25 protein-coding genes are annotated in these 25,595 nt (G+C 35.6%); 13 read left to right on the top strand and 12 right to left on the bottom strand.

Annotated features, from left to right (window positions below):
- Positions 1 to 3: 3 nt before the first annotated feature.
- The 3 genes from ACXR6G_RS09450 to purU form a co-directional block, all read right to left on the bottom strand.
- A complete protein-coding gene (locus ACXR6G_RS09450) occupies positions 4 to 555 on the bottom strand; it encodes a DUF4402 domain-containing protein (RefSeq protein ID WP_458361177.1) in 552 nt (183 codons plus the stop codon).
- A gap of 548 nt (positions 556 to 1,103) precedes the next feature.
- The gene (locus tag ACXR6G_RS09445; RefSeq protein ID WP_458361176.1) at positions 1,104 to 1,817 is read right to left on the bottom strand and encodes an SDR family NAD(P)-dependent oxidoreductase; all 714 of its coding nucleotides are present in this window, start codon (positions 1,815 to 1,817) and stop codon (positions 1,104 to 1,106) included.
- A 217-nt stretch (positions 1,818 to 2,034) separates the two neighbouring features.
- Positions 2,035 to 2,898 carry a formyltetrahydrofolate deformylase gene (gene purU, locus ACXR6G_RS09440; protein ID WP_458361175.1) on the bottom strand — a complete coding sequence of 288 codons (864 nt, stop codon included), beginning with the start codon at positions 2,896 to 2,898 and terminating at the stop codon, positions 2,035 to 2,037.
- A gap of 213 nt (positions 2,899 to 3,111) precedes the next feature.
- Between purU and ACXR6G_RS09435 the strand changes: the two genes are divergently transcribed.
- Both ACXR6G_RS09435 and ACXR6G_RS09430 read left to right on the top strand, forming a co-directional pair.
- The gene (locus tag ACXR6G_RS09435) at positions 3,112 to 3,693 is read left to right on the top strand and encodes a rubredoxin-like domain-containing protein (RefSeq protein ID WP_458361174.1); all 582 of its coding nucleotides are present in this window, start codon (positions 3,112 to 3,114) and stop codon (positions 3,691 to 3,693) included.
- 246 nt (positions 3,694 to 3,939) lie between these two features.
- Positions 3,940 to 5,190, top strand: coding sequence for a hypothetical protein (locus ACXR6G_RS09430; protein ID WP_458361173.1), 1,251 nt, complete (start codon positions 3,940 to 3,942; stop codon positions 5,188 to 5,190).
- A gap of 81 nt (positions 5,191 to 5,271) precedes the next feature.
- Here the strand turns inward: ACXR6G_RS09430 and ACXR6G_RS09425 are convergent, their stop codons facing one another.
- Positions 5,272 to 5,733: a PaaI family thioesterase gene (locus ACXR6G_RS09425; protein WP_458361172.1), complete on the bottom strand. Its 462-nt coding sequence runs from the start codon at positions 5,731 to 5,733 to the stop codon at positions 5,272 to 5,274.
- Between the two features lie 106 nt (positions 5,734 to 5,839).
- Positions 5,840 to 6,235, bottom strand: a complete 396-nt coding sequence (locus ACXR6G_RS09420; protein ID WP_458361171.1) for a hypothetical protein — start codon at positions 6,233 to 6,235, stop codon at positions 5,840 to 5,842.
- Positions 6,236 to 6,599: 364 nt separating this feature from the next.
- Between ACXR6G_RS09420 and ACXR6G_RS09415 the strand changes: the two genes are divergently transcribed.
- From ACXR6G_RS09415 to ACXR6G_RS09370, 10 genes are all read left to right on the top strand, one after another.
- On the top strand, positions 6,600 to 7,367 hold the full coding sequence (locus tag ACXR6G_RS09415) for a helix-turn-helix domain-containing protein (protein WP_458361170.1): 768 nt from the start codon (positions 6,600 to 6,602) through the stop codon (positions 7,365 to 7,367).
- Positions 7,368 to 7,399: 32 nt separating this feature from the next.
- Positions 7,400 to 7,795 (top strand): hypothetical protein, encoded by a 396-nt coding sequence (locus tag ACXR6G_RS09410; RefSeq protein WP_458361169.1) that lies wholly within the window; start codon positions 7,400 to 7,402, stop codon positions 7,793 to 7,795.
- Between the two features lie 29 nt (positions 7,796 to 7,824).
- A complete protein-coding gene (locus tag ACXR6G_RS09405) occupies positions 7,825 to 8,529 on the top strand; it encodes a PspA/IM30 family protein (protein WP_458361168.1) in 705 nt (234 codons plus the stop codon).
- A 94-nt stretch (positions 8,530 to 8,623) separates the two neighbouring features.
- Positions 8,624 to 9,172, top strand: a complete 549-nt coding sequence (locus tag ACXR6G_RS09400; RefSeq protein WP_458361167.1) for a DUF4178 domain-containing protein — start codon at positions 8,624 to 8,626, stop codon at positions 9,170 to 9,172.
- Between the two features lie 4 nt (positions 9,173 to 9,176).
- Positions 9,177 to 10,004 carry a hypothetical protein gene (locus tag ACXR6G_RS09395; RefSeq protein WP_458361166.1) on the top strand — a complete coding sequence of 276 codons (828 nt, stop codon included), beginning with the start codon at positions 9,177 to 9,179 and terminating at the stop codon, positions 10,002 to 10,004.
- Positions 10,005 to 10,031: 27 nt separating this feature from the next.
- Positions 10,032 to 10,910 (top strand): DUF350 domain-containing protein, encoded by an 879-nt coding sequence (locus ACXR6G_RS09390; RefSeq protein WP_458361165.1) that lies wholly within the window; start codon positions 10,032 to 10,034, stop codon positions 10,908 to 10,910.
- 152 nt (positions 10,911 to 11,062) lie between these two features.
- Positions 11,063 to 12,604, top strand: coding sequence for a polyamine aminopropyltransferase (locus tag ACXR6G_RS09385; RefSeq protein WP_458361164.1), 1,542 nt, complete (start codon positions 11,063 to 11,065; stop codon positions 12,602 to 12,604).
- Between the two features lie 39 nt (positions 12,605 to 12,643).
- Complete coding sequence (locus tag ACXR6G_RS09380; RefSeq protein WP_458361163.1) at positions 12,644 to 12,982, top strand: S-adenosylmethionine decarboxylase; 339 nt, start codon at positions 12,644 to 12,646, stop codon at positions 12,980 to 12,982.
- Between the two features lie 54 nt (positions 12,983 to 13,036).
- On the top strand, positions 13,037 to 13,591 hold the full coding sequence (locus ACXR6G_RS09375; RefSeq protein WP_458361162.1) for a rhomboid family intramembrane serine protease: 555 nt from the start codon (positions 13,037 to 13,039) through the stop codon (positions 13,589 to 13,591).
- A gap of 35 nt (positions 13,592 to 13,626) precedes the next feature.
- Positions 13,627 to 14,679 (top strand): potassium channel family protein, encoded by a 1,053-nt coding sequence (locus tag ACXR6G_RS09370; protein ID WP_458361161.1) that lies wholly within the window; start codon positions 13,627 to 13,629, stop codon positions 14,677 to 14,679.
- A 109-nt stretch (positions 14,680 to 14,788) separates the two neighbouring features.
- On the opposite strand, the gene ACXR6G_RS09365 is transcribed toward ACXR6G_RS09370, so the two are convergent.
- Positions 14,789 to 16,405, bottom strand: coding sequence for an amidase (locus ACXR6G_RS09365; protein ID WP_458361160.1), 1,617 nt, complete (start codon positions 16,403 to 16,405; stop codon positions 14,789 to 14,791).
- A 355-nt stretch (positions 16,406 to 16,760) separates the two neighbouring features.
- Here ACXR6G_RS09365 and ACXR6G_RS09360 point away from each other — a divergent pair, with 355 nt between their 5' ends.
- Positions 16,761 to 18,404 (top strand): AMP-binding protein, encoded by a 1,644-nt coding sequence (locus ACXR6G_RS09360; RefSeq protein WP_458361159.1) that lies wholly within the window; start codon positions 16,761 to 16,763, stop codon positions 18,402 to 18,404.
- 83 nt (positions 18,405 to 18,487) lie between these two features.
- Here the strand turns inward: ACXR6G_RS09360 and ACXR6G_RS09355 are convergent, their stop codons facing one another.
- The 6 genes from ACXR6G_RS09355 to ACXR6G_RS09330 all read right to left on the bottom strand — a co-directional run bounded on the left by ACXR6G_RS09355 (position 18,488) and on the right by ACXR6G_RS09330 (position 25,416).
- Positions 18,488 to 20,395, bottom strand: a complete 1,908-nt coding sequence (locus tag ACXR6G_RS09355) for a prolyl oligopeptidase family serine peptidase (RefSeq protein ID WP_458361158.1) — start codon at positions 20,393 to 20,395, stop codon at positions 18,488 to 18,490.
- 160 nt (positions 20,396 to 20,555) lie between these two features.
- Positions 20,556 to 21,008 carry a DsrE family protein gene (locus ACXR6G_RS09350; protein WP_458361157.1) on the bottom strand — a complete coding sequence of 151 codons (453 nt, stop codon included), beginning with the start codon at positions 21,006 to 21,008 and terminating at the stop codon, positions 20,556 to 20,558.
- Positions 21,009 to 21,046: 38 nt separating this feature from the next.
- Positions 21,047 to 22,489, bottom strand: coding sequence for an NAD(P)(+) transhydrogenase (Re/Si-specific) subunit beta (locus tag ACXR6G_RS09345; protein ID WP_458361156.1), 1,443 nt, complete (start codon positions 22,487 to 22,489; stop codon positions 21,047 to 21,049).
- 6 nt (positions 22,490 to 22,495) lie between these two features.
- The gene (locus tag ACXR6G_RS09340; protein ID WP_458361155.1) at positions 22,496 to 22,810 is read right to left on the bottom strand and encodes an NAD(P) transhydrogenase subunit alpha; all 315 of its coding nucleotides are present in this window, start codon (positions 22,808 to 22,810) and stop codon (positions 22,496 to 22,498) included.
- Between the two features lie 11 nt (positions 22,811 to 22,821).
- Positions 22,822 to 23,949, bottom strand: coding sequence for a Re/Si-specific NAD(P)(+) transhydrogenase subunit alpha (locus tag ACXR6G_RS09335; protein WP_458361154.1), 1,128 nt, complete (start codon positions 23,947 to 23,949; stop codon positions 22,822 to 22,824).
- A 417-nt stretch (positions 23,950 to 24,366) separates the two neighbouring features.
- Complete coding sequence (locus ACXR6G_RS09330; RefSeq protein WP_458361153.1) at positions 24,367 to 25,416, bottom strand: PorP/SprF family type IX secretion system membrane protein; 1,050 nt, start codon at positions 25,414 to 25,416, stop codon at positions 24,367 to 24,369.
- Positions 25,417 to 25,595: the final 179 nt, after the last annotated feature.

The raw sequence follows: 25,595 nt of genomic DNA, 5'->3' as shown, positions 1-25,595 counted from the left end.
TTACTAGTTATAATGCACTGTTACCGTGAAACCTGTTTCACTTGTATAAGTCCCAGCAGGCTGTGCTGCAGAAACATTCAAAGTAGCCCCAACTTTGAATTCCTGTTTACCAGCTGTTAATTTACCTTCGGCAGGCTTAATGCTACATGTGAAGTCGGTCTGATTAATAGTCATTTCACTTTTTTTATCATCATCTCCAGTAAGAACACAATCAGCGGTTGGCATAGTAATAGTATAAACGTAAGTACCTTCCCCTATTACATTAAAAACAGACGCTTTCACATCACCTATTGTTGCAGGTAATGATACACCACCATTTTCTCCTGTTGTTCGCTCACCTTCAGTTGACAATATAACAGTTCCACCGAGATCTGACTGTACAGCAATATTACCAAATGACATAGCAGTACCAGTAATGCTAAGTGGTGTTACGATAGTTGCACTAGCTTTAACTGTAGCCTTTCTGTTATCAACTGCGTCACCGTCTGCAAAAGAGTTAGCTGCGAATCCAAACATTGCGATTGCAATGGCAGAAATTTTAATTAGATTTTTCATTTTGTTGTTTTTGAATAATTGTTTTTTTGAAAGTTCTTTTTCGCTCCGGAACGAAAAAAACATTACTTAACATTACTAATCTATTTAACGGTAGCTAAGTTAACATATAAAGAGAAATAACCAAACATTAAGATTATTAAAAAAGCTCAAATGTGTTTTTTACACTACTGCCATATGAAAAAATTTCGCACAAATAGCTTGTAAATAGAACGTTATTGATTTATTTGTGAAAATACAACTCAATACTGAGTTAAATATTTCATTCAAATCACTAAAGAATAATTAACATACATAATTTATTTTACATATTTGAATATAAACATAAATAAGTAGTTTTGCATGCTGAAATAAACAAATGTGATATTGGAAGTTGGCAGTGCAATAAAATGAAATTTGCAAGCCATAAACAAGTGTCAGGCTGTTAAAAATTTACGTAAGAGTTATACTTTGCTTCTATTATCAATAGAAAATATGCAAAACCTATGGAGATACAAATCTCCCCAAAGTTAAACATGATGTCTCAAGCGAATGGAAGATGATAGAATTAATCACATCCTTCTGTGAATCCAACGAGGTAATAACTTCATTATAATGGCTATTATTTGCCAACGCCTGGAAATATAGCCCATTCCCTTTCTCCTTTTTATGAGCATAAATATTTGCTTAGCCGCTTTTTCTTTACTCGTTACCCAAAATTGTTCTTTCCCTGCTGACATTTCTGTTTCAACAAAGCCTGGACGTATATCCGTAATATAAATGGGTTTTCCTGATCGGTAGGCTTTTTGTTTTAAGGCTTCTAAATAACTTATTTGATAGGATTTTGCAGCATGATAGGCTGGAGAAACCCTATATCCACGCAATCCAGCAATTGAACTGATAGCCGCAAAATGCCCCTTACCCTGATTTTCGAAAAAACGATAAGACCATTCAGCTATTTCAGTAAAAGCCAATACATTTAATTTATTTGCTTGGTTTTCAACTTCGAAGCCTGGATTATCATTCAAATGACCAATGCCTGCACTAAAAATTAATAAATCCAATCCACCCAGTGAGGCGACTAATTCTGTTATCTTTTCAGAACTACTTTCTTTAGTGCAATCAAAATATCTGAGTTCCAAATGTTCTGGATTATTAAGTCCTAATTTCTCAATGCCATTTGTATGTAAGCCTGTTAAACCAACTTTATAATTGTTACTAATCAATAATTTGACAAGTTCCTTACCAATACCTGATGTTGCACCAATTATAATCGCTTTTTTCATCTAAATTTCAATTAAAACGAGTTGACTTATAAAAATCCTTAGTTCTTATAAAGTTAAAGATTTATAAGGGTGAAAGATATTTTTTTTATCAAGATTATAACTTGATTTAACAAAAATGAGCAAGCAAAGCCACAGGTCTTACTTAATCTACTATTACAGACTCATATGAGATACAATCTTCCAGTCGGTCGATACCCCCTATACTGTTTGTAATCCTTTAGTTGAAAACAATCGTTCTCTTACCATCGACAATAATACGATGCTCTGCTTTATAAAGAAGCGCACGAGCAAGCACTGTCCTTTCTAAATCACGACCTTTTCGAATCAGATCTTTAATGGTATCCTTATGCGTAATTCTCATAATATCTTGCTCTATAATAGGCCCCTCATCAAGTTTTTCAGTCACATAATGGCTGGTAGCGCCTATTATCTTAACACCACGTTCATAGGCCTGTTTGTAAGGATTCCCACCAACAAAGCCAGGCAAAAAAGAATGATGAATATTAATAATCTTATTCCGATATTCCTGAATAAACTCAGGTGTTAGCACTTGCATGTATCTTGCCAGTACAATTAAATCAATATTATTCTCTTTCATCAGAGCAATTTCTCTGGCTTCTTGTTCCTGCTTATTTTCTTTTGTTATTGGAAAAACATGAAAGGGTATCCCATTAGCTTCAGCAAGTTCTTGTAAATCGGGATGATTCGAAATGATAAGTGGAATTTCAACATCATACTCATTCATCTTATAACGCCAAAGAATCTCTTGAAGACAGTGGTCATATTTAGAAACAAATATGGCTAATCGTAGTTTGTTTTCTGAAAATTCAATTCGCCAATGGGCATTAAATTCTTTTCCTATGACATCAAAAGCATCATGCAGTTGTGATGCAGGGATGGAAAAATTTTTCATACTCCAAACGACTCTAATGGAAAAGAATTTCTGATTTTGATTCACATGTTCATCTAAATCGATAATATTCCCACCTCCATTGTAAATAAACTGAGATATTTTAGCAACAATACCATCTTGGTCTGCACAGGTAAAAAGTAATATGGCATTCACATTGTTTTCAGACATAATTCGACTCCTTAATAGGGTTATAGGTTAATAGTTAGACCGTAAACTTAAAGAATTGACCTTTAAAACAAGAATATGTCCATCATATTTAAAATTAAGCATAATCAAGCGACTACTCTACAAACAAAGCTTATATGCTCATTTACTACCTATTATCTTTCTATTATTAAACAAATTACTATACCTTAAGCTTGTAAACAAAAATCACTTATTATGAAAGAACTAGTTCGTTGTCGTCCCTGTGGATACGTAATGGAAAAAGATAAGCTTGGCGATGTTTGTCCAGCCTGCGGATTACCGCATAAGGTATTTGAACCCTACAGAGAAAAAGTTTCTCTAAATCGATTATTCGTACTTAATTTAGATCTTCATCCAATTGCCATACATCTCTCACAAACCTTTATGGCACTAATTCCACTTCTTTTACTCAAGCAGATTGTTTTCCCCAACTTCTACCATGAAGAATCCGCTATTGTCATTCATTTTTGCATAGCCCTACTTCCTCTTACTATGCTATTGGCATTTATTACCGGTATAATTGATGGTATAACCCGATTTAAAAGCTTGAAGCCACCCTTGCTTCGAAATAAACTCATCTTTGGTGTGCTTATTATTGGAGTTTCTGTGGCACTTTTCTTTATGAAGAACATAGAAGGTCAGAAAGCAATATTCCTTTTAATTAGCTTAGCAGGTTTAGCATTGGCAGTCATCTTAGGACTAATTGGCAAGCGACTGCTAACCGTTATATTACCGGGGAAATATATATTCAGAAAAGCAAAACCCAAAATAAAGTAAACTATTGACGCATAAATGAGAAGAGGCCTTACAAATTGTAAGGCCTCTTCTCATTTCATGCTTTTTATTCAATTGTTAGTTGACAGCTGCTAAACCAACTACCTCAAGCAATAACATCATAATATTAACTCTGGCATCATTCTTGCATTATGCAACAATACAACATAAGTATTTATTTCAAATTAATCCCAGACTTTAAATCGTACTTCTATCTCAGCTCTAAACCCTAATCTAAATTTCTGAAAAATGAAAAACCTACACTTGTCTTTGTTCCTACTAGGTGTTCTCACATTAACGGCTTGTCAAAAAGATAACAGTGACCCTGCTCCTGAACCATCTGTAGAAGAAATTATAGCAAAACATTATTCTGGTGAAATACCTGTTTATGGAGCCGTTGACGACAACACATATGCAGAATCTCTTTATAACTTATATCGTGCACCTTTTGATGAAACCTACCCTAATCTTCAAGAATTACCCCTATTGGGACAAATTCATGAGGTCATTACAGTAGATGATATTATGGAAAGACTCATCGTATCTGATGATTGGATGGCATCAAATTTTAGGTATGTATTAGAATCAATACCTTCAAGTTTTTTACAACTTTTTAAACCGATTACTGCCATTGTAATAACAAGAGATCTTAAACCTTCCTTTTATTGGCCATCAACGGCAGCTATATATCTTGATCCATATAGGTTCTATATCAATGCCGAAGAGAGAGCTACTATACCAACAAAAAAAGATTACAGAAATGATTATGGGAAAGATTTTCAGTTTGTAATGCCATATACATATTACCGTAAAGGAGAATATCTGTATCCTTCAGAAAGAACCAAAGAAGAAATGCGAAATATCGGTTTTAATTTACTCGCTCATGAGTTGGCACATGCAAATGATTATATTTCAGCAATAAATATAACAGATGTACCTAAAGAGGGATATATTAGGGACTATGAACACTCTTTACTATCTAATAAAATGACGAAAAACTTTCCTTTGCAATCTGAAATACTCAAAGAGGTCGGAAATGTTAGATATCAAGGTAAAGCCATTACTAAAAAATTAAAAAAATTATCACCTGCCGATATCGTTTCTGAATTTATAAATGATTTTTCTAATGACGATTATAATTACTCCACAGATCGTGAAGATTTTGCCATGATTTTTGAAGAATTTGCAATGAAATATTATCTCGATTTCGATAGAGGAGTGGCTGTTACAGAGAAAACCGAATATTTTATTGTGGAATGGGGGCAACTCGGCAGGATTAGAGAAGATCATTTATCTGAAAAAATTAATTACGTGGTATCATCTCTAATTCCTACACTTGATGTAAAGAGCGCTTTAAGCAGTTTTGGTGACCCAATACCGTTTACCAAAGATTTAAATTGGTGGGAAAATATTGACAGAATATTTATCACTCCACATATTAGCTCTAAATATAAAACAATTCGAAAAGCAACTGATGATATGCTTCCTCCAACGGATTAGTTATATTTGATACATTCGCAACTGTTAATAAAAAACAAAGAGGCCTCACAAACATGTGAGGCCTCTTTTCATATCAATCTTTTATTTTCCAAAATCATCAGGAACTTGAATGGCTATTACCTCACCCGTCACACAAATTTCGCCTTTTGAAAGTAAGCAAATATCCACAGTTACTTTCTTCCCTTTTATTTCCTTAATCACACCTCTTATTTCAAGATCACTATCTATAGGTGTCGGTTTTTTGTATGAGACTTGAAGTGATCCTGTCACACAACGAGGTGCATTATATTCTTTCAGTTCAACACCTTTTTCTTTAGCCAAAGCCAAAGCGGCAGAACCTGTCCCATGACAATCAATAAGTGAAGCCAAGAGCCCACCATAAACTGATCCAGGAATTGCCGTATGAAATTCAGCAGGTGTGAATCGACTAAGCGTTTCATTTCCATCCCAAACGGTTTTCAATTGATAACCATGTTCATTCAATCGGCCACAACCATAACATTGGCCAAAATGATCGGGGTAATAATCTTGTATGCCTTTCATAGTTCCAATTTTATCTATTCTATATAATCTGAGAAACAAACATTTAAGATTCGTGAAAAAAGCACCAATCAGTTAAGTCATATTACTCTTCTTCCAAAAACTGAAATTACATTTTAGAGAATTTAATAATCTCGTCAGTGTATTCACTTAATAATAGTGTAAGTGCATTTAAAGAGCCTTCAAGTTCGTTAAGATCCAGGTTTTCAATCTGAAGTGTATCCCTGAAAATTACTTTGGATCCATTTTCATCAAGTACAAGAGCACCGTGTACAATATCCCTGTTCTTAATCAGCAAACTCTTAAAAACATCCATATTATCATGCTTCAATTCGAACAGAAATTGTTCCATAATAAGAAGAGGATCAGCACAGCCGAGAACTAAATTTGAAATACCATTCTCTTCATTATTAATAATAAATATCCCATCATTCTCATTCTCAAACACAATATTACAGCTAAGATCCAACAAGTAGCTTTTAACTTTAAGGAAGTTTTTTTTCATCTAATTATTCATTTATATATGTTTTTACTAAAATACGGCACAGCTCAATTAAATGCAAATTATAAAAAAAAAGCAAGCTCTGCTAAAGAGTAATTGAAATTATTTATTGTTTATGACTCATCCTTCTTAGAATGAAAGAGCTTAAAGACCAGAGGATTGGGCTAACAACACTCGCTAAAACTCCAGAAAACGCAAACTACTAGACTATCAATCTACTAATTAAAAGTATTCAACATGTAGTCATTCTCAAAACAAATGCAATACTTCATTGACAAAATTAAAATAAAATTGGAATAAATGACAATATTATTAGCAATTGTGCGAAATGTTTTATTAATTTGCTAATATAATTAGCAAACAGACTATGCACTTCGGTAAAAACATAAAAAAAATAAGATCAATTAAAAAGCTGAGTCAGGTGGCTTTCGCAGAAATGTTTGGACTTAAACGCTCAAGCATTGGCTCTTACGAAGAAGAGCGCGCTGAGCCCAAGCTTGAAATCATTATTAAAATAGCTAAGTATTTTAACATTTCTGTTGACAGTCTGGTAAATAGAGAAATAACTGTTAATGAACTCTATAACTTCCATTTACCAGACGAGATTATTGACAATAATAAAGGTATTAAAAAGATAAAGGGTAAAAAACAGCTCACAAAAGAGATATCACTTATCTCATCCAATGACATATTGCTAAAAACATTGGAACATGCAACATCTAGGTCTGAATGTCAGATAAACCTACCTGGTTTAAATGATAAACAGATTGCAATTAATGTAGAAAAGAATGTCTTTGGACATTTGCCGAAATATATTGGTTTAAATGACATTATTATTGTTCAAACAGAATTTGAACTGAACAACGAATTAAACGTGCCAGGCAGATTATTTTTTGTAAAGACTAAAAACACACTTGGCATTGGTGAAATAAAACGAATTAAGGAGAACGAGTTCTTGCTTGTTTCATCGGATAAAGCTCCTGTAGCAATAGCTGAAAAAGAACTTGATTATTTATTACCTGTAGTAAAACACATATCCAACAGTCCGGTCATCAATCAGACAGAATCGGAAAGAATAAGAAAGATGGAACTGTTAATAAATGACTTGTACAATCGAATATCAGAATCTGATTAAAATAAACAACACTCTATTAAATTATCAATAAAATGGAAAACAATTTTAACAAAGTAAAAAACTATCTACTGGATCTGGAATACAGTATCATTTCGGAAAACACTAGCGAAGAATTAATCGTCATCGAAAATCAGGATGCAGGCATCTCAAACCTAATTGTGGATTGCGAAGCTCCTATTCTTATAATTGAGCTTCACTTATTTGATTTGCTGAATGGAAATGAAGAGACATTCAGAAGATTTCTTCAAATGAACCGTGAGATTATCCATGGTGCTATTTCAATTGATGAAACGGGCAAAAAAGTGATCTTAAGAGACACTCTACAACTTGAGAATTTGGATTTAAATGAACTTCAAGGAACATTAAATTCGTTTGAGGCTTTCTTAAGTGAGAATGCCAATGAACTCATCTCAATTTCAAAAAACTAATTGTATCAAAATTTTAAAACTAAAATAAAATGGGAATTTTTAACAGATTATTCAAAATAGGACAAGCAGAAGCTCACAGCGTAGTAGATAAATTGGAAGATCCAATAAAGCTTACCGAACAAGGCATTAGAGATTTAAAAAAGAATTTGGATGAAAGCCTTCAAGCTTTTGCAGAAGTTAAAGCCTTAGCCATTCGCTCAAAACGCGAAATCAATGACTATGTAAACCAGTCGCAAAATTACGAGCAAAAAGCCATGCTAATTTTGAAAAAAGCTCAGGATGGCGGACTTGATGCTTCTGAAGCTGACAGACTTGCAGGTGAAGCTCTTTCACGTAAAACTGATTCTGACAGCAATGCTGAAAGAACAAAAGGTGATCTTCAAAAACTGGAAGGTAGTATTAAGCAACTTGACAGCAATATCCAGGGGCTTAAGTCCAAAATTACGCATTACGAAAATGAGCTTAAAACGCTCAAGGCTAGGGCGAAAGTAAGCGAAGCAACTAAGAAAATCAACAAGTCGATGTCGGGAATTGATAGTGGTAGCACAATTTCGATGTTGGAAAAAATGAAAGACAAAGTAGCTCGCGACGAGGAACTTGCTGAAGCTTATGGCGAAATGGCGAACGCAAACAAGTCACTTGACGACGAATTGGATTCAGTTCTTAATGAATCGGATGTGAAATCTTCGAATGCATTGGAAGAAATGAAAAGAAAAATGAATATCAATAAATAAATTATTGAAAGAGCCTGTAAATATTTTTATTGCAGGTTTCTTTCTTTATTTTTGTTATTCATTTAATCATATAATTAACAATTCATAAAGCCATATGGGCATTTTTGATAGATTTAGGAAAAAGAAACCGGAATATGATGCAACTGATATTCGGGTGTATGATTTAAACAAAAACTTTATATTCGATTACGATCTTTCTACCTGGATTGTAAAAGGGGTATATGAATATGACTGGGGTGATAACTATTTCACCAAGGAATTCAAAATTGAGAACGATAAGGAAGCTTTATTCCTTAATATTGATCGCGATGATGAACTTGTTATTACGATAAGCCAGAAAGAACGACTTGTGAATATTGGTGAAGACTTGCCAGACTATATCGTAAAACATGAAACCCCTCCCAGCAAAATTGAATTTCAAGGAAAGACATTCATGATGGAAGAAGAGAACCCAGGTTTTTTTAATGACTGGTCTGAAGACAAAGACAATTGGGTTGAATTCATCTCCTGGGATTATATCGATAAAAGTGGAGAGTTTGTCTTGAGTATAGAACAATGGGGCGAAAGAAAGTTTGATGCCTCTTACGGAAAGATAATTAAGGAATACGAAATATCAAATATATTCCCACATAAACAAGAATAGCCTTATGCAAAACGGAAAAACAATACTTATCCTGGTTGTAGCTTTTATTTTCCTTTATATCACATTTAAAGGATGCGATGACAAGTCGAATCAAAATCAGCAAAGTACGAGCAGAGCACAAAAAGCAAAGTACGAAAAATCACCTGTTGATATCCTGATCAGAGATCTATCTGCCGAGAAAAACTTCTCAGTAATTCTTTTTGATATGGATTATGAAGAAGGCAGCGACAAGTACAAACATCAGTATCAGATTCTGATTGAAAGACCCGATTCTGTCTACACAAAAAAAACAGATTGGATTGCTGTTAGCAATATCTTTTTTGATGCCAATACCGAAAATATGGGGATGGAAATTGCCTCAAAAAAGGATGGTATTGTTAAGAAGGCTGTTGCCCCTGCAGGCTATACAAATTTCGTTGGCAATGAAAAATACGGTCAATGGAAAGAACGTGATGGGAATCGTTTCTGGGAATACTATGGTAAATATGCTTTTATGTCGAGTATGTTTCGCATGACCATGTTCCCTATACGCTATTCGTATTGGAACAATTACCATTCGAATTACTATGGTAGAGGCAGGTCGTATTATGGTCCAAGCTCCAATGGTAGAAACATGTATGGAACAAATAGTAACTATTCAAAAGCCAATACAAAATCGTCATGGAACAGTAAGCCTACTGATTTTAAATCCCGCGTCAGAAGTAAGGTGAGCAAAAGTGCCACAGCTAGTAAAAGTCGTGTAACAAGAAGCACCTCTACAAAACGTACCAGAAGTAGTTCACGATACAGCAAATCAAGTAGCCGCTCTCGTGGTGGAGGATTTGGTAAATAATCTATTAATTATTTAATAAAATTTAAGATGAAAGATTTATTAGAAAACAACATGATTATTGCTATTTCTGAATCAGTCAGTTACGTATTCGGTGCTTTTGTCATGTTTTATATTGGGAAACTCGTTTACGACCTTATTCATAAGAAGATTGATGTTAAATCAGAACTAGTTGAGAAGGATAATTTTGCATTCTCTATAGCACACACGGGTTACCTGATCGGTTTATTGTTTGCCATCGGTAGTTCAATTGTAGGTCCATCTAATGGTATTGTGGCTGATTTTATTGATATGGGGATTTATGGTGGTATATCCATTGTTTTATTAAACCTATCAATTATCATATGCGATAAGGTTATTCTTCGTCGATTTTCCGTTTATAAAGAAATTATTGAGGATCGCAACGAAGGTACAGGAGCTGTAGAAGCTGCTGTTTCAATTGCTTCAGGTTTAATTATATTTGGTGCAGTCTCTGGTGAAAGTACTAGTATTGAGCATGGCATTTTAACTGCTGTCGTTTTCTGGGCAGTAGGTCAGCTAGTATTAATTGCAACTTCAATTATCTATAACCTCACATTATCGTATAATGTATCCGATGAGATTGAAAAGGATAATGTAGCTGTGGGTGTTGCCTTTTCAGGAATACTAATTGCCATTGCCAATTTAGTGCGATTTGCAGTTTCAGGCGATTTTATAAGTTGGAGTGAATCATTTACCAATATCGGTTTTGATTTGGTCATTGGCTTGCTTTTACTTCCAGTTGTTCGCTTTTTAGCAGACAAGGTTTTACTACCTGGTAGAAAGATAACAGATGAACTTGTCAATCAAGAAAAGCCAAATGTGGGCGTTGCCCTTATCGAGGCTTTTGCATACATAGGGGGCTCAGTACTGATCACCTGGTGTATCTAAAACAAAATCAAAACATATAATATAGTCTGAACCTTATTCTTCTTAACAACTAAAGAATAAGGTTCTATTTTCATTATAAGAATAATTTAAGTCGGTCAGAATTCCAATTAGATTATTTTGGGTTTAATGAAATCCTACAAGTATCAAGCCAAATGAATATCAAATCCAATATTTTAAGGATAGCCATTTTTGCCACCGGTTTATCAGGAATTGTGGCAGAATATATTCTGTCAACACTTGCCACCTATTTTTTAGGCGATTCTGTTATGCAATGGACTATGATCATGTCCATCATGCTTTTCGCAATGGGGCTTGGTAGCCGAATCAGCAGGAGTTTTAAAACTAACTTGTTGGAGAAATTTATTTTCATTGAATTTGCACTCTCCTTTCTCGTCTGTTTTTCTTCACTGGCTGCCTATACCATCTCGGCATGGTCCGTTTACACAGGTGTGGCAATTTATGGCTTAAGCATTCTTATTGGTCTCATGATAGGCATGGAAATTCCTCTTGTGATGCGTCTCAATAATGAATTTCAGGTCTTGAGAGTAAATATATCATCAGTTTTAGAAAACGACTATTATGGCAGTCTGATGGGTGGTATCTTTTTTGCTTTTGTAGGTCTCCCCTATCTAGGCTTAACCTATACGCCTATTGTTCTGGGCTTGGTTAATTTTTCAGTAGCCATTGGTTTGCTCTTTGTTCTATGGAAACGAATTGAAGTCAAACTGAAAATTCGCATCACCTCAATCGCCTCAGTTTTATGTGTGGTCTTATTATCTGCTTTTTTTGTGGCACAACCCATTATTAAATATGGAGAGCAAAAAAAGTATAAGGATAAAGTGGTTTATACCGAACAAAGCAAGTATCAAAAAATTGTAATTACTCAATGGAAAAATGATTATTGGTTATTTATTAATGGTAACCAACAGTTAAGTTCTTTTGATGAGGAAATGTATCATGAACCCTTAGTTCATCCTGCATTGAGTTTAACAAAAACACCTCACAACATTCTTATTCTTGGTGGTGGTGATGGATGTGCTGTTCGCGAAATACTCAAATACCCAGAAGTACAAAAAATCACACTGGTCGATTTGGATCCAGCCATGACTAATCTGGGTAAGAATAATGCTATTATGACTAAGATTAATCAAAATGCATTTGATAACGATAAAGTCAGTACAATTAATACGGATGGTTATCATTTTATAGAGAATACTCGTGAAATGTACGATGTGATTATCATCGATTTACCTGATCCTAAAACCATTGAACTGAGCAGACTCTACTCCTATGAATTTTATAGCAAATGCTACAAACATTTAAAAAAATACGGGGTAATCGTCACACAAGCCGGAAGTCCATACTTTGCTTCGAATGCCTATAATTGCATTAACAAAACATTGAAAAAAGCAGGATTTTCAACTACACCTATGCATAATCAAGTCGTCACACTTGGAGAATGGGGATGGGTGCTGGGTGCCAAAAATATATCACCGAAAAATCTAAAAGCTGAACTTCAAAGTCTTAAATTTGACTCAATAGAAACAAAATGGATCAACCACGAAGCCATGAGTTTAATAACCTCCTTCGGAAAAGACTTTTTCAAAAATAAAAGTTCGGAAGTTGAAGTCAATGAAATTCACAATCCGGTATTGTACAAATATTATTTAAATGGGACTTGGGAAATGTATTAAATTCCTGACTGTTTAATGAATCGTAAAACAGATATTTAAATGAAAGAACCAGATAATATAAGAGTGGAAAATAAAGAGGTAAAAGCCGTCGTCTATAATTTTCAGCAATGGATCTCCATTACGGATCCTGACGAATTGAAAAAAGAATTTAACGAGCTTCTTACTTTTTCGGGCTATCACGTTCTTAATTTCATGGAGTATGTTTTCCCAAACGGAGGCTACACATGTCTATGGTTACTGTCCGAAAGCCATTTGGCCATACACACATTCATTAGCGATAAAAAAACCTATATCGAATTAACAGGTTGCAACAAAGAAATGAATGAAAAGTTTAGAAAGGCATTTAAAGAAAAATTTGAAAAAGACATGATTGCTTAATTAGTATCGCAACGGAGCACTGACATCGAATCTCCTAATTGAAAAAAGAAACTCATGCAGAAAAGGATTACGAATATTCTCATATTTATACTGTTTTTATGGCTGGTAAAAGTCATGGATACCTTGTTACCACTTGACTTGGGGCAGTTTGGTATTATTCCACGAACCTTTAGTGGACTTATCGGAATTGGCTTGGCTCCATTGATACATGGCAATTATTATCATTTGATATCGAATACAGTTCCCTTATTCATCCTCCTACTTGTCTTATTTACTTTTTATAACAAGCAGGCATTTGGGGTGATTATAGGATCCGTAATAATTGGCGGTCTTCTGGTCTGGATTTTTGGCAGAAGTGCGTCGCATATAGGAATCAGTGGTTTAATATATAGTCTGGCTGCTTTCCTTATCACAGCAGGCATCCTAAAAAAAGATATTAAGTCACTCCTAATAAGCGTACTAGTTATCGTCTTTTATGGCAGTCTTGTTTGGGGCGTATTCCCCGGACGCTTTGGGATTTCATGGGAAGGACATTTGTTTGGGGCGATCGCTGGAATCCTGATCGCTTTCGCAACATTAAAGAATGGTAAAGCATCAGAAATAGCATAAATTGCAAGTTAAATACAAAACAATAGTTTAAGCAGATGAACTTTAAATTTTCCACAGGCAGATCTTACTGGTTATTCACCGTATTATACCTCATTTTAATCATTGGGCTGGTTCAGGTTGAAAAAGGAGATCCGAATGCCAATATCAAGAGCTTTGCGGATGGCCTGTGGTATTCTGTCGTTACTTTGACCACTGTTGGCTATGGTGATTTCTATCCCGTAACGGCTATAGGTAAAATAATGGGTTTGGTCGTTATTTTCAGCAGCCTGGGTGTACTGGGTTTATTAATTGGTAATTTTACAACTGTTATACAGAATCGTATGGAAAAGAAAAAAAGAGGATTTTTCGGAACGGATTTCACCAACCACTTTGTGATTATCGGCTGGGATGATTTTGCCAAGAATGTAACCGATCAAATTGTAAATGCCCATTCCAAAGTTGCAGTTGTAACAAATAACATGAGTGATTTGGAGCTGGTTAAGGATCTCTATTCTGAGAACCAGGTTTTTGCTCTTCTTGCGGATTATCAAAATACAGAAGCTCTTGCAAAGGTTAATATTACTGAATCCAATTCGGTATTTGTAAACTTTCCTGACGATACAAAATCCCTGATATATCTAATCAATCTTAAAAAGTATCATGATGTTAATACAGTTGTTGCCCTGCAAACATCAGAATTAAAAGAAACCTTTCAATCGGTAGGGGTCAATCATGTCATTTCAAAAAATGATATCACATCAAAGATGGTAGCCAGCTACATTTTTGAGCCTGATGTTGCCGCTTTTACTGAAGATTTGATAGAAACCTCGGTAAATGAGGATGATTTTGACATGAATGAATATAAAGTCACTGTAAGCAATCCATTCCTGAATATGGACTATATGGATGCATTCATAGGCTTAAAAAAAGATTATGATACCGTACTAATAGGCGTCACAAAGATGGTGAACAATCAACGCGTCCTACTAAAAAACCCTTCACAAGGTGTTAAAATAGAATTGAATGACTATATACTGATTATTTCGAGCACCAATTACCAGAAAAGAATAGAGAAAGATTTCGGAATAAAAGAAGGTGTGATCAATTAAGGTGACCCCACTCTCTAATATAAAAAAATAGCGTCTTAATTCAATCCAACAGAGGCTTCAACCGGAGTAAATACTTGAAACTGCTTACGTTTAAACTAATGATTCATCTTTATAAGCTAGGTGAAGTATAAAACTCAGGTGCTTTTCTATGCTTACTTAACTGTTCATATGCATAAGCGTAACGAATAATTTTCTGCTCAGAAAAAGCTTCTGCAAAGAAGGATAAACCGACAGGTAAAGCGTGAATATAACCTGCAGGCACGGTGATATTAGGATAACCTGATACAGCAGCAGGAGCAGAACTTCCTCCGCCAAAATGATCTCCATTTACCAAATCGATATTCCAGGCTGGACCGTTGGTAGGAGCAACTAAGACATCCAGCTTATACTTTTTGAGCGTTGCATCAATTCCCTTTTTCCCTGCTAGCTCTTTACATTTCTTTAATGCACTTATATATGCCTTATCATTCAAGTCCCCTTTCTGCTGTGCCATATGCATGATCTCTTGATCGAACCAAGGCATCTCAAGCTCCTTATTTTCTTGATTAAACTTAATAACATCTTCTAAAGAATTTACTTTTAAACCTTTACATTTAGCTAAATACTTATTCAAACCATCTTTAAATTCATAAAGAAGAACCTCATATTCCTCATCTCCATATCGATTGATATTTTCCAGTTGAACATCTATCAATTCAGCTCCAGCTTCTTTTAAATCCTCAAGCGCTTTCTCCATCACATTATCAACCTCAGTATGGAATCCAAAGAATTCTCTAACGACGCCAATTCTGGCACCTTTAAGTGCATCAGCATGCAGTCCTTCTGCATAATCAATAGGATTATTATTAAGATTCATTGTAATTGAGTCATTCTCATCTTGTCCCAGCATAACTGTTAGTAATATTGCTGCATCCTCTACTGTCTTAGCTATGGGGCCAGCCGTATCCTGTGAATGAGCAATGGGAATGATACCTGTTCGACTCACCAAACCCAGGCTCGGCTTAATCCCAACAACTCCATTTATTCCCGAAGGACAAACAACCGATCCGTCCGTTTCAGTTCCCAAGGCTGCCACACATAAATTAGCTGCAACAGCTACAGCAGAACCTGAGCTCGATCCACAGGGAGAGCGATCTAAAACATAAGGATTATGGGTCTGTCCTCCTCGCCCACTCCAACCACTTGAAGAACGTGTGCTTCGGAAATTGGCCCACTCACTTAAATTCGTTTTCCCCAGTATAATAGCCCCTGCATTTCTTAACTGCTGTACCACAAAAGCGTCTTCTTCAGCAAAATTACCTTCCAAAGCCAGAGAGCCAGCGCATGTCATCATCTTATCAGCGGTATCAATATTATCCTTTAGCATAATAGGTATACCATGAAGAGGACCTCGCACTAGACCTGCCTTTCGTTCTTCATCTAACAAACGGGCTAATTGTAAAGCCTCCTTATTAATCTCTATAACAGAATTAATAGCGGGTCCTTTTTTATCAATATGATCAATTCTATTGAGATAAGCCCCAAGTAATTCTTCAGAGCTTAGTTTACCCGTCTGCATCATCTCCTGCAATTCAAGCAGACTCATTTCATTATAAAGGAATTCAGAAAAGAAGTCTTGAGTGACTAATTTTTCATCAATAGGATTTGCTAGGCATGTATGCAAGCCTAAACCGGAGACCAAACTTGTTCCCAGAGCTGTTAATGAAAGAAAATGTCGACGTTTCATAGGATTTGAAATTTAATAAAAAACAAGTTTTAAAATGAAATACTGAATTAACAATCATATATCTAATGAATCTAATTTTACAAGAAGTCAATAAATATATTAAAATAAGATCGATTTATTGATTTATTTCCATAATCAAATTATGACTAAACTCAATTTCATGAAACGTTTGGAAAGTCATATCGTATAAGATATTAGGGAATTTTACATTCTAAATATTTGGACTTAGAAGCATAGCAACTCCAAAGCATTTAAAGTAAAATAAGGATGAGTCTCAGATTTTAAGTAAATTGCACTTTGTGTTTGTGATTTCATGGCCTAAATAGCTATACAAACACGCCTTAAACTGACAATGATGACACATTATAAAAACTTAACATTTCCTTCAATTTTTTCGGAAACTGTAGCGAAATTTGGATCTTCAAATGCGATGGCTCTTGTTGGTCAAGCACCTATTACATACAATGAACTTGATGCCAATATCAAAGCTCTAATAGCATTCTACGAGAAGCTAGGCATTCAAGCTGGTGATAAAGTTGCAATTTTAAGTACCAATATGCCAAATTGGGGTATTGCTTATTACGCAACGACTTTTATCGGAGCAGTTGTTGTTCCTATTCTACCTGATTTTACGGTATTCGAGATTGAAAATATTTTACAGCATTCCGAGGCTAAAGCTATTTTTGTTTCAAAAGGCTTAGCGTCTAAATTAGACACGATCAATATTGACACCTTACAATTCACTATTGGAATTGAAAGTTTTGAAATAGTCAATCAGACTAAGATCTCTGCACAATTTGATTTATCTTCTCAAGCTGAAAAATCATATAAAGTACATGAGGATGATATGGCTGCCATTATTTACACTTCGGGAACAACAGGTAGCTCCAAAGGTGTGATGCTTTCGCATAAGAACATTTGTTCCAATGCCACCCGTGCACGGATGATACATCCTATCGATGAAACCGATCGTTTTCTATCCATCTTACCCTTGTCGCATACCTACGAAAACACTTTGGGTTTTGTAATCCCTATGATCTGCGGGTCATGCGTTTACTATTTAGGAAAAGCACCAGTGCCTTCCTTATTGATAGCTGCATTAAAAGAGGTGAAACCAACTATCATGTTTTCGGTTCCACTAATTATTGAAAAAATTTACAAAAGTAAGATTTTGCCTTCTATTAATAGTAAAGCCATCACTAGGTTTCTGTACAAAATTCCATTTTTCCGCAAAAAACTGAATGCCATTGCAGGAAAGAAACTGATGGAAACCTTTGGAGGGGAACTGACTTTCTTTGGTATTGGAGGTGCGAAACTGAACGACCATGTGGAATTATTTTTACACGAAGCTAAATTCCCTTATGCCATTGGTTATGGACTAACCGAAACAGCGCCCCTATTGGCTGGTGTCGGACCTTCACTCTCAAAATTAAAATCTACAGGATCCGCCTTACAGGGTGTTCAATTGAAAATCAATAATCCGGATCCTATTACTCAAATTGGAGAGGTATGGGCAAAAGGTGACAATGTGATGATGGGCTATTACAAAGATCCCGAGAAGACAAAAGAAGTGCTTACCGAAGATGGTTGGTTTAAAACAGGTGATTTGGCAAAGATGGATCAGAACAATTACCTCTATTTCAAAAGTCGTCTAAAAAACATTATTGTTGGTGCCGGTGGTGAAAACATCTATCCAGAAGCAATTGAATCACTTATCAACAATTTTAAACATGTGGTTGAATCTGTTGTGGTAGAGAAAAAAGGCAAGCTAGTCGCAATGGTTTATTTTAATTATGAGGAATTAGAGCAACAATACAAGCACCTTAAGCGAGAAGTCGAAGATTACGTTGATCTACAAGTGGATGAATTATTGGAAGAATTACAAGTTTACGTTAACACCAGAGTTAACAAATTTTCACAGCTTCAACTGGTAGTTGCTCAGGTAGATCCCTTTCAGAAAACGGCTACCCATAAAATCAAACGTTTTCTGTATTATTAGGAAAATAGACATCTGTTAAAATTGTATGATATAAAAATGCCCAAACTTAAAAGTTTGGGCATTTATATTTTAGCCTACTTATCTTATTCTTTAGGCATCATATTAGCATCTAAGAATTTCTCCATCGTTCTATAAAAATCATAACGATTTTCTAGATTTCTAAAACCGTGACCTTCATTGTCCTTTACCATATACTCCACATTTATTCCGCGAGCTTTCATGGCTGCAACCATTTGATCAGATTCGGCCAAATTAACACGTGGATCGTTAGCTCCCTGTGCAACAAACAAAGGTGCCTTAATTTTATCCGCATGAAGAGCAGGAGACACTTTAGCAAGCATTAGACTGTCTTTAACTGGATCGCCAGCCATTTCATAAAGCATCTGGCGGTATGGCTCCCAATATGGAGGCAGACTATTCATGAAAGTAAACATATTACTCACACCGACATAATCAACACCACATTTGTACAGGTCAGGCGTAAATGCCAAACCAGCTAAAGTGGCATAACCACCATAACTTCCACCATAAATAGCAACACGATCTTTATCGGCATAGCCTTCAGCAATTGCCCACTGTACAGCATCAGTGATATCATCCTGCATCTCCAGTCCCCACTTCTTAAATGAACATTCCCAAAAATCACGGCCATAGCCAGTAGATCCTCTGAAGTTCATCTGAAGTACAGCATAGCCACGATTGGCCAGGAATTGAATCTCTGGATTAAATCCCCAACGATCTCTCGCCCATGGTCCTCCATGAGGGTTAACAACCATAGGAAGATTTTTAGCATCAACACCTACAGGAAGAGTCAAATAACCATGAATGGTCTTTCCGTCTCTGCTGGTGTATTTAATTGGCTTCATAGCTGCCATATGTAACTCATTCATCCATGGACTCACTTCGGAAATCAATTTTAATTCATCTGTGTTTTTATCATAGATATAATAAGCTCCGAGGGATCTATCGCTGTAAGTACGAACTAAAAACTTATCTTCATTCCTATTGGAGCTGGTGAAGTAACAATCATATGCAGACAGTTCCTTTTTCACACGATTATACATGTCCTCACTTTCCTTATCGAAAAATTTAAACTTAACCATGTCTGTTGTATAGGTAGCCTTAGTCAAAACTTTTCGCTTCCTTGAATATGACAAGCCTTCTACATCAACCATATCATTAGCAAATAAGGTTTCAGTCTCTTTACCTGTAGCAGGATCGAAAATAACAATCTCAGCTTTATCTCTGCCAAGATTAGAGCTGGCGTACAATTTCTTATTATCAAAGGTGAAAAACTGAGGCGACATGTTCTCTTTAAAACTAGTCGTAATAATTGGCTTAAACTCATCTTTTTCCGTCTCGCGATAAAGTACAGTTGCATTTACCATATCAGTAACTGCTGTGGCAATACGTAATTTACCTTCATGATCCGTCATCCAACCTGTAATATTTCCAGGGTTTTCATAAAGCATCGTTAGCTCACCTGTTACAATATTCAAACGATAAGGATCAAAAGCTCTAGGATCTCTTTTATTCATTGAAATAATAATCTCATTAGGAATAGCATCCAAACGATCAATTATATTTGTGGTAACCTTATCGAAATCAGTAAAACAAACTTGATTCTTTCCGTCTATATCAACACCATATAATTTAAAGTTTTCATCACCACCACTATCCTTCAAATAGAGAATACGATTATCGTTAGCCCAAAAATAGCCTGAAATATCTCTATCCTTTTCAAAAGTTATCTGAACGGCTTCCTGACTTCCAATTTCCTGAATAAAGATATTCATACGATCTTCAAAAGGAGCTCGGTACGAAAACTTGGTTCCTTCTGGTGAAATACGATAAGAAGTCTTTAATGGATTTTTGAAAAAATCTTCGAGAGCAATTTTTGGAGGCTTTTCCACTTTCGTTTCTTTAGCTGTGCAGGCAAAGATAAAAATAGCCAACACAGGGATACACAAATACGTTGTACTGATTCTCATTTTTTCTAATTTATTGATGAATAAATAGTTGACTCTTGAAATTACAACAATAATATTTATTAATCAATAAAATTCAGACATTATAATACATAATCAATTTACTGAAATGCAAAAAGCTCCTAAAATATAGAATTTCAGGAGCTTTTTATTTTTCTTTCTTTTAGAAAGTAACAACTTTTCGTTCCTTAATGAACTTTGTCAAATCTTCACCTGCATATTTGACGGTGATGCCAAGTTCTTTCAACTGATCGGCAACACCATATTGATCGGCACAAGCTTTACATGCCATAACATGCACACCTGATTCCATCATTTTCTTCACATAGTCTTGCAAATCTTTATCTTGAGAAAGAAGTTTTGAAGAAGGACCCCAAACCAAGAGTGTTACATCATCCCACCAGGCTTGTTTCTTGGCATTATACGTATACATAAATACCATCTTCATGGCAACTTCCTTATCTCCACTCGTCCAAACGACGACTAACTTCTCTGCTTCGCTCATTTCAGTTTTATTTTTCACTTCATCATTTTTAATATTCACTTCCGAAGCTTTCAGCATGGGTATTGAAAAGAGTATACTCATCAATACGGTCAATATAAATTTCTGTCTCATCTTTTTAAATCTTAATGATACAATTGATTATCTTGCTTTTACAAACTCTTTATTTCATTGACAAGGTTCTGCAAGCTGTCTTTTGCATTTCCAAAGAGCATGCGAGTCTTCTCTCCGAAAAACAACTCATTTTCAATTCCTGCATAACCTTTACCTCGTCCACGTTTCATTACAATGACATTTTTTGCAAGGTGCGCATTAATAATTGGCATACCAGCAATCGGACTTCCTGGGTCGTTAAGTGCTGCAGGATTGACGACATCGTTAGCTCCAATAACCATCACCACATCCGTGTTAGGCATATCTGGATTAATATTCTCCATCTCTATCAACTGGTTGTATGGCACATCAGCCTCAGCCAATAACACATTCATATGTCCTGGCATACGACCAGCAACAGGATGTATAGCAAATCGAACATTTACACCTTTGCCGCTTAAAATTTCTTCCAATTCATGACAAACATGCTGTGCTTGGGCTACAGCTAAACCATAACCAGGAACAATCACTACTGACTTTGAATAAGACAACAAGATAGATGCGTCACTCAAACTGATTTCCTTCATATCGCCACCTTCCTGATTAGCAGCTGAAGTGCCACCGCCTCCAAAGGAACCAATAATCACATTCAGTAAAGAACGATTCATTGCCTTACACATAATTAAGGTTAGAATTGTTCCGGCAGCACCTACTAAAATACCACCCAAGATCATTGCTTGGTTGTTGTAGATGAAACCTGCCATTGCAGCTGCAATACCTGTAAAACTGTTCAGTAAAGAAATAACGACTGGCATATCGGCTCCACCAATTGGCATTACGAACATGATACCATATAGAAGAGAAACGCCCAATAATAGGTAGATTGCCCAATTCAATTGCTCTGGAGTTTGCCCAGAAATCATGATAAATACCGAAATAGCGACAACAGCCACTAAAAGTAGTAAGTTGACATATTTCATCACACCTGAAAATATATCTTTCACCTTTCCATCTAGCTTACCGTAAGCTATCATAGAACCACTAAAAGCAACCGCTCCAATAAATAAACCAAGAACCGTAACCAAAACTGATCCTAAATTATTCATATCTGCATTGGGAAATTCTAGTAAAGCTACCAAAGCTGAAGCTGCACCACCAGTTGCATTAAAAAGAGATACCAATTGAGGCATAGCAGTCATTTTAATACGACGAGCCACAATCCATCCAATAACTGATCCTATTGTCAGTGCGAATAGAATAATCCAAACATTAGTCAATTGGATACTATTCCCTCCTGCATCTTTATGAAGAATAAGAGTTGTAAACATAGCTAATACCATACCGCCTCCAGCAAAGAAGTTACCACGTCGTGCCGATTCCGGATGACTTAGTAATTTCAATCCAACAACAAAAAAGAGAGCTGCAATTAAATAACTTAGTTCGAGAATTGTATCACCTAAGGTGAAATCAATCCCATTTATATTTCCGATTATTTGTTCCATATCTTCTTATTTTTTCTTCTTTTTAAACATCTCTAACATGCGATCTGTCACGACAAAACCACCCACAACATTGAGTGTTCCGAATATAACAGCGAAAAAACCAAGTACTAACTCCAAAGAAAGTGTTGATGTATCGGCATGACCTACTAAAATGATTCCTCCGATAATAATAACACCACTAATGGCATTGGCTCCCGACATGAGAGGTGTGTGAAGAACTGAGGGAACATTGGATATGACTTCAATTCCCAAGAATATGGATAAGGCTATTACAAAAATGGCCTCTTTATATGTAAAAAAATAGACGAGTATTTGTTCCATTTGTATGTGATTTAGGATTCAACAACTGATTTAACACGTTCGTTATAGATTTCGCCCGAATGAGTGATACAAGTACCTTTCACAATATCATCATCGAAATTCAGATTCAATGAGCCATCATCGGCTATCATTAATTGAAGAAAATTAAGCACATTCTTACCAAACATTTTACTGGCATCAATTGGCATTAGAGATGGGTATTCCGACTGACCAATAATTTTGACTTCATTGTGAATAAGTGTCTCGTTATTTTTAGTCAATTCGCAATTTCCTCCACTTGATGCTGCCAAATCGATAATAACCGAACCTGGTCGCATCCGTTCAACAGCTACTGTTGGAATTAAAAGAGGCGCTTTTCTACCTGGAATTTGAGCCGTACAAATTATCACATCTGCTTTAGCCGCATGATCGTTAATTGCTTCTTGCTGTTTCTTCTTGAAATCCTCTGTTTGCTCTACAGCATAACCTCCAGCAGCTGAATCATCAATGGCACCTTCAACTTCAACGAATTTAGCCCCAAGGCTGTTCACCTCTTCCTTAACAGCTGCTCTAACGTCGAAAGCTTCAACTTGTGCACCTAACTTACGTGCAATAGCAATTGACTGCAAACCTGCCACACCAGCACCCAATATAAGAACAGTAGCCGGACGAATAGTCCCAGCGGCCGTCATAAACATGGGGAAGAAGTTTGGAAGTTCATTGGCAGCTTGAAGTACTGCTTTATAGCCCGAAACTGTAGCCATAGACGACAAAACATCCATAGCCTGTGCTCTTGTAGTACGTGGAATAGAATCCATGCTAAAACTCGTTATCCCACTCGACTGGAAAGCTTTCACCAAATCAGTATTCCAAAGTGGGTTATACTGACTCAACCAAACTTGTTTATCATTCAAGCTTTGGATTAGAGCCTTACTCGGTTCACCAATTTGAACAAATAAATCGGCTTTCTTTAAAAGGTCCTCTCGCTTAATTATTTTTGCGCCAGCATCGCTATATGCCTCGTCGTTTTGGAAAGCTTTCCTTCCTGCACCTGTCTCTACGCATACCTCCACCTTTGCTTGAACCAGCTTGGAGACTATTTCTGGTAAAAGAGCCACTCGCTGCTCAGCGCCTTGCTCCTTCAATAATCCTAAAATCATAGGCTTTGTTTATAGTTAATTTCGATTGATATTATCACAGTAGAATAGCTTCATTAATAAAGCATTGCCCAATAAATATAACTTATAATAGGCACATTTAAAATTACTAATAAGAACTTTTCATCAAACAACTTATAAAAAGAGAACATCTTATCTTTTTTATGAATAGATAAAGCATACTTATTATTTAGACTTATTCTACATTAAAACTAAATATAAAACTTGAATTCAAGTCGAAATTCTTAGTTTTTATCTCATCATTTTTAAAAATCACTACATATAGGTACTCTATAAACCTTGGTGAAAAGTATAGTTTTAAACGTTTAGGCACAAAAAAGGGAACTCCCGATGGAAGGTCCCCTCTTCAATACTAATTCTATTTGTATATCAGCAAATTATCTATTCTTAAGGAAGTATTTAAAACTTATTGTGACACTTGAATCTCCTTCTAAAGGAAAACGACATAGAAAGTCCTATTTCGTGAGAGTCACGGGTGTATTTAGTGTAATTTTTAGTCGCCAGATCGTAGGCATAAAACAAATTATATACCACCTTATTATTTTGAGAATAAATACGAAGCCCTAGTTTAAAAATCAAGGCCCTGTAATTTCTATCCGAATTATTTGAAAACTGTGTCCGATACCAAATTCCACCACTCAAAGGATCAGAGTCAATATCAAAACCACACATTAGACTGTTAGCTGATTGGCTACTTCCTATATGACTGCCTTGCATCTCATAAACAAGTGAAGGACCTATACGCATTTTATCACGGCGGTTTAAACTATAAACCTGAGTATTGTATTCAGTTTGGGCATGAAGAGTTAATTTGATGGGAATTTTATCTGCTCCTCCCTGAAAAGAGATATTGGGACGGGTAAAATGATGGATGGCAACTCCAATAATATTTGTGAACAGATTATAGGCGTTAAAACTGACCATTCCCCCAACTGAAAAATCGATATAGTCAGACCGGTTACGATCAGCAATATATGTCGATCCATAAATAGGTCCATATATTTCGTCCAGCTCGTCACTAAAAGTAAGACGACTCAAATCAATCTCTTTGACATTATAACTGGCTTTAACACCAAGTTGAAAAAAAGCACCTGAGTACTCACTAATTTCACCTCGCCATGAGAAATTTGCTCCAAACGAATTGGTGGTCAACAAAGATTCTCCTTCGATATCTGAAATAACAAATAAGCCAAATCCGCATGAACCATATTCTTTATAATCCAGATTGAAATTCGTGGTACTAAACTCACCTGGAAAATTAAGCCACTGCTTTCGATAAACAAAATTGGTATGAATTAATCCAGAATGCAGACCGGTTAACGCGGGGTTATAATGTGTCTTGTTTTGATCAAAAAGAGAAAAAGTAACATCCTGGGCATTCGCTCTTATAGACAAACATAATAATGATGCAAAAAGATTTAAATAGATAACAATAGATAAATTTTTCAAGAGATAATCCTTTTTAATGATATGCCTTCAATATTACATACTTTTCATTAAATTTAAACATAATTAACCTACATTTACGACATTCATCCGTGTTTTTATATATTTAATCATAAAAAAAACAACACTGACCACATTAACAAACTCTTGAATAAGTTTAACAAAACACATTAAAGATTTAT

It is taken from the genome of Ancylomarina sp. YFZ004, assembly GCF_054254355.1.
This window is presented reverse-complemented; position numbering and strand designations above follow the sequence as displayed.

What these genes read in the sequence shown, in the direction of transcription:
- ACXR6G_RS09450 (WP_458361177.1), bottom strand. Translation starts at nt 555, where the DNA reads ATGAAAAATCTAATTAAAATTTCTGCCATTGCAATCGCAATGTTTGGA.
- ACXR6G_RS09445 (WP_458361176.1), bottom strand. Translation starts at nt 1,817, where the DNA reads ATGAAAAAAGCGATTATAATTGGTGCAACATCAGGTATTGGTAAGGAA.
- purU (WP_458361175.1), bottom strand. Translation starts at nt 2,898, where the DNA reads ATGTCTGAAAACAATGTGAATGCCATATTACTTTTTACCTGTGCAGAC.
- ACXR6G_RS09435 (WP_458361174.1), top strand. Translation starts at nt 3,112, where the DNA reads ATGAAAGAACTAGTTCGTTGTCGTCCCTGTGGATACGTAATGGAAAAA.
- ACXR6G_RS09430 (WP_458361173.1), top strand. Translation starts at nt 3,940, where the DNA reads ATGAAAAACCTACACTTGTCTTTGTTCCTACTAGGTGTTCTCACATTA.
- ACXR6G_RS09425 (WP_458361172.1), bottom strand. Translation starts at nt 5,733, where the DNA reads ATGAAAGGCATACAAGATTATTACCCCGATCATTTTGGCCAATGTTAT.
- ACXR6G_RS09420 (WP_458361171.1), bottom strand. Translation starts at nt 6,235, where the DNA reads ATGAAAAAAAACTTCCTTAAAGTTAAAAGCTACTTGTTGGATCTTAGC.
- ACXR6G_RS09415 (WP_458361170.1), top strand. Translation starts at nt 6,600, where the DNA reads ATGCACTTCGGTAAAAACATAAAAAAAATAAGATCAATTAAAAAGCTG.
- ACXR6G_RS09410 (WP_458361169.1), top strand. Translation starts at nt 7,400, where the DNA reads ATGGAAAACAATTTTAACAAAGTAAAAAACTATCTACTGGATCTGGAA.
- ACXR6G_RS09405 (WP_458361168.1), top strand. Translation starts at nt 7,825, where the DNA reads ATGGGAATTTTTAACAGATTATTCAAAATAGGACAAGCAGAAGCTCAC.
- ACXR6G_RS09400 (WP_458361167.1), top strand. Translation starts at nt 8,624, where the DNA reads ATGGGCATTTTTGATAGATTTAGGAAAAAGAAACCGGAATATGATGCA.
- ACXR6G_RS09395 (WP_458361166.1), top strand. Translation starts at nt 9,177, where the DNA reads ATGCAAAACGGAAAAACAATACTTATCCTGGTTGTAGCTTTTATTTTC.
- ACXR6G_RS09390 (WP_458361165.1), top strand. Translation starts at nt 10,032, where the DNA reads ATGAAAGATTTATTAGAAAACAACATGATTATTGCTATTTCTGAATCA.
- ACXR6G_RS09385 (WP_458361164.1), top strand. Translation starts at nt 11,063, where the DNA reads ATGAATATCAAATCCAATATTTTAAGGATAGCCATTTTTGCCACCGGT.
- ACXR6G_RS09380 (WP_458361163.1), top strand. Translation starts at nt 12,644, where the DNA reads ATGAAAGAACCAGATAATATAAGAGTGGAAAATAAAGAGGTAAAAGCC.
- ACXR6G_RS09375 (WP_458361162.1), top strand. Translation starts at nt 13,037, where the DNA reads ATGCAGAAAAGGATTACGAATATTCTCATATTTATACTGTTTTTATGG.
- ACXR6G_RS09370 (WP_458361161.1), top strand. Translation starts at nt 13,627, where the DNA reads ATGAACTTTAAATTTTCCACAGGCAGATCTTACTGGTTATTCACCGTA.
- ACXR6G_RS09365 (WP_458361160.1), bottom strand. Translation starts at nt 16,405, where the DNA reads ATGAAACGTCGACATTTTCTTTCATTAACAGCTCTGGGAACAAGTTTG.
- ACXR6G_RS09360 (WP_458361159.1), top strand. Translation starts at nt 16,761, where the DNA reads ATGACACATTATAAAAACTTAACATTTCCTTCAATTTTTTCGGAAACT.
- ACXR6G_RS09355 (WP_458361158.1), bottom strand. Translation starts at nt 20,395, where the DNA reads ATGAGAATCAGTACAACGTATTTGTGTATCCCTGTGTTGGCTATTTTT.
- ACXR6G_RS09350 (WP_458361157.1), bottom strand. Translation starts at nt 21,008, where the DNA reads ATGAGACAGAAATTTATATTGACCGTATTGATGAGTATACTCTTTTCA.
- ACXR6G_RS09345 (WP_458361156.1), bottom strand. Translation starts at nt 22,489, where the DNA reads ATGGAACAAATAATCGGAAATATAAATGGGATTGATTTCACCTTAGGT.
- ACXR6G_RS09340 (WP_458361155.1), bottom strand. Translation starts at nt 22,810, where the DNA reads ATGGAACAAATACTCGTCTATTTTTTTACATATAAAGAGGCCATTTTT.
- ACXR6G_RS09335 (WP_458361154.1), bottom strand. Translation starts at nt 23,949, where the DNA reads ATGATTTTAGGATTATTGAAGGAGCAAGGCGCTGAGCAGCGAGTGGCT.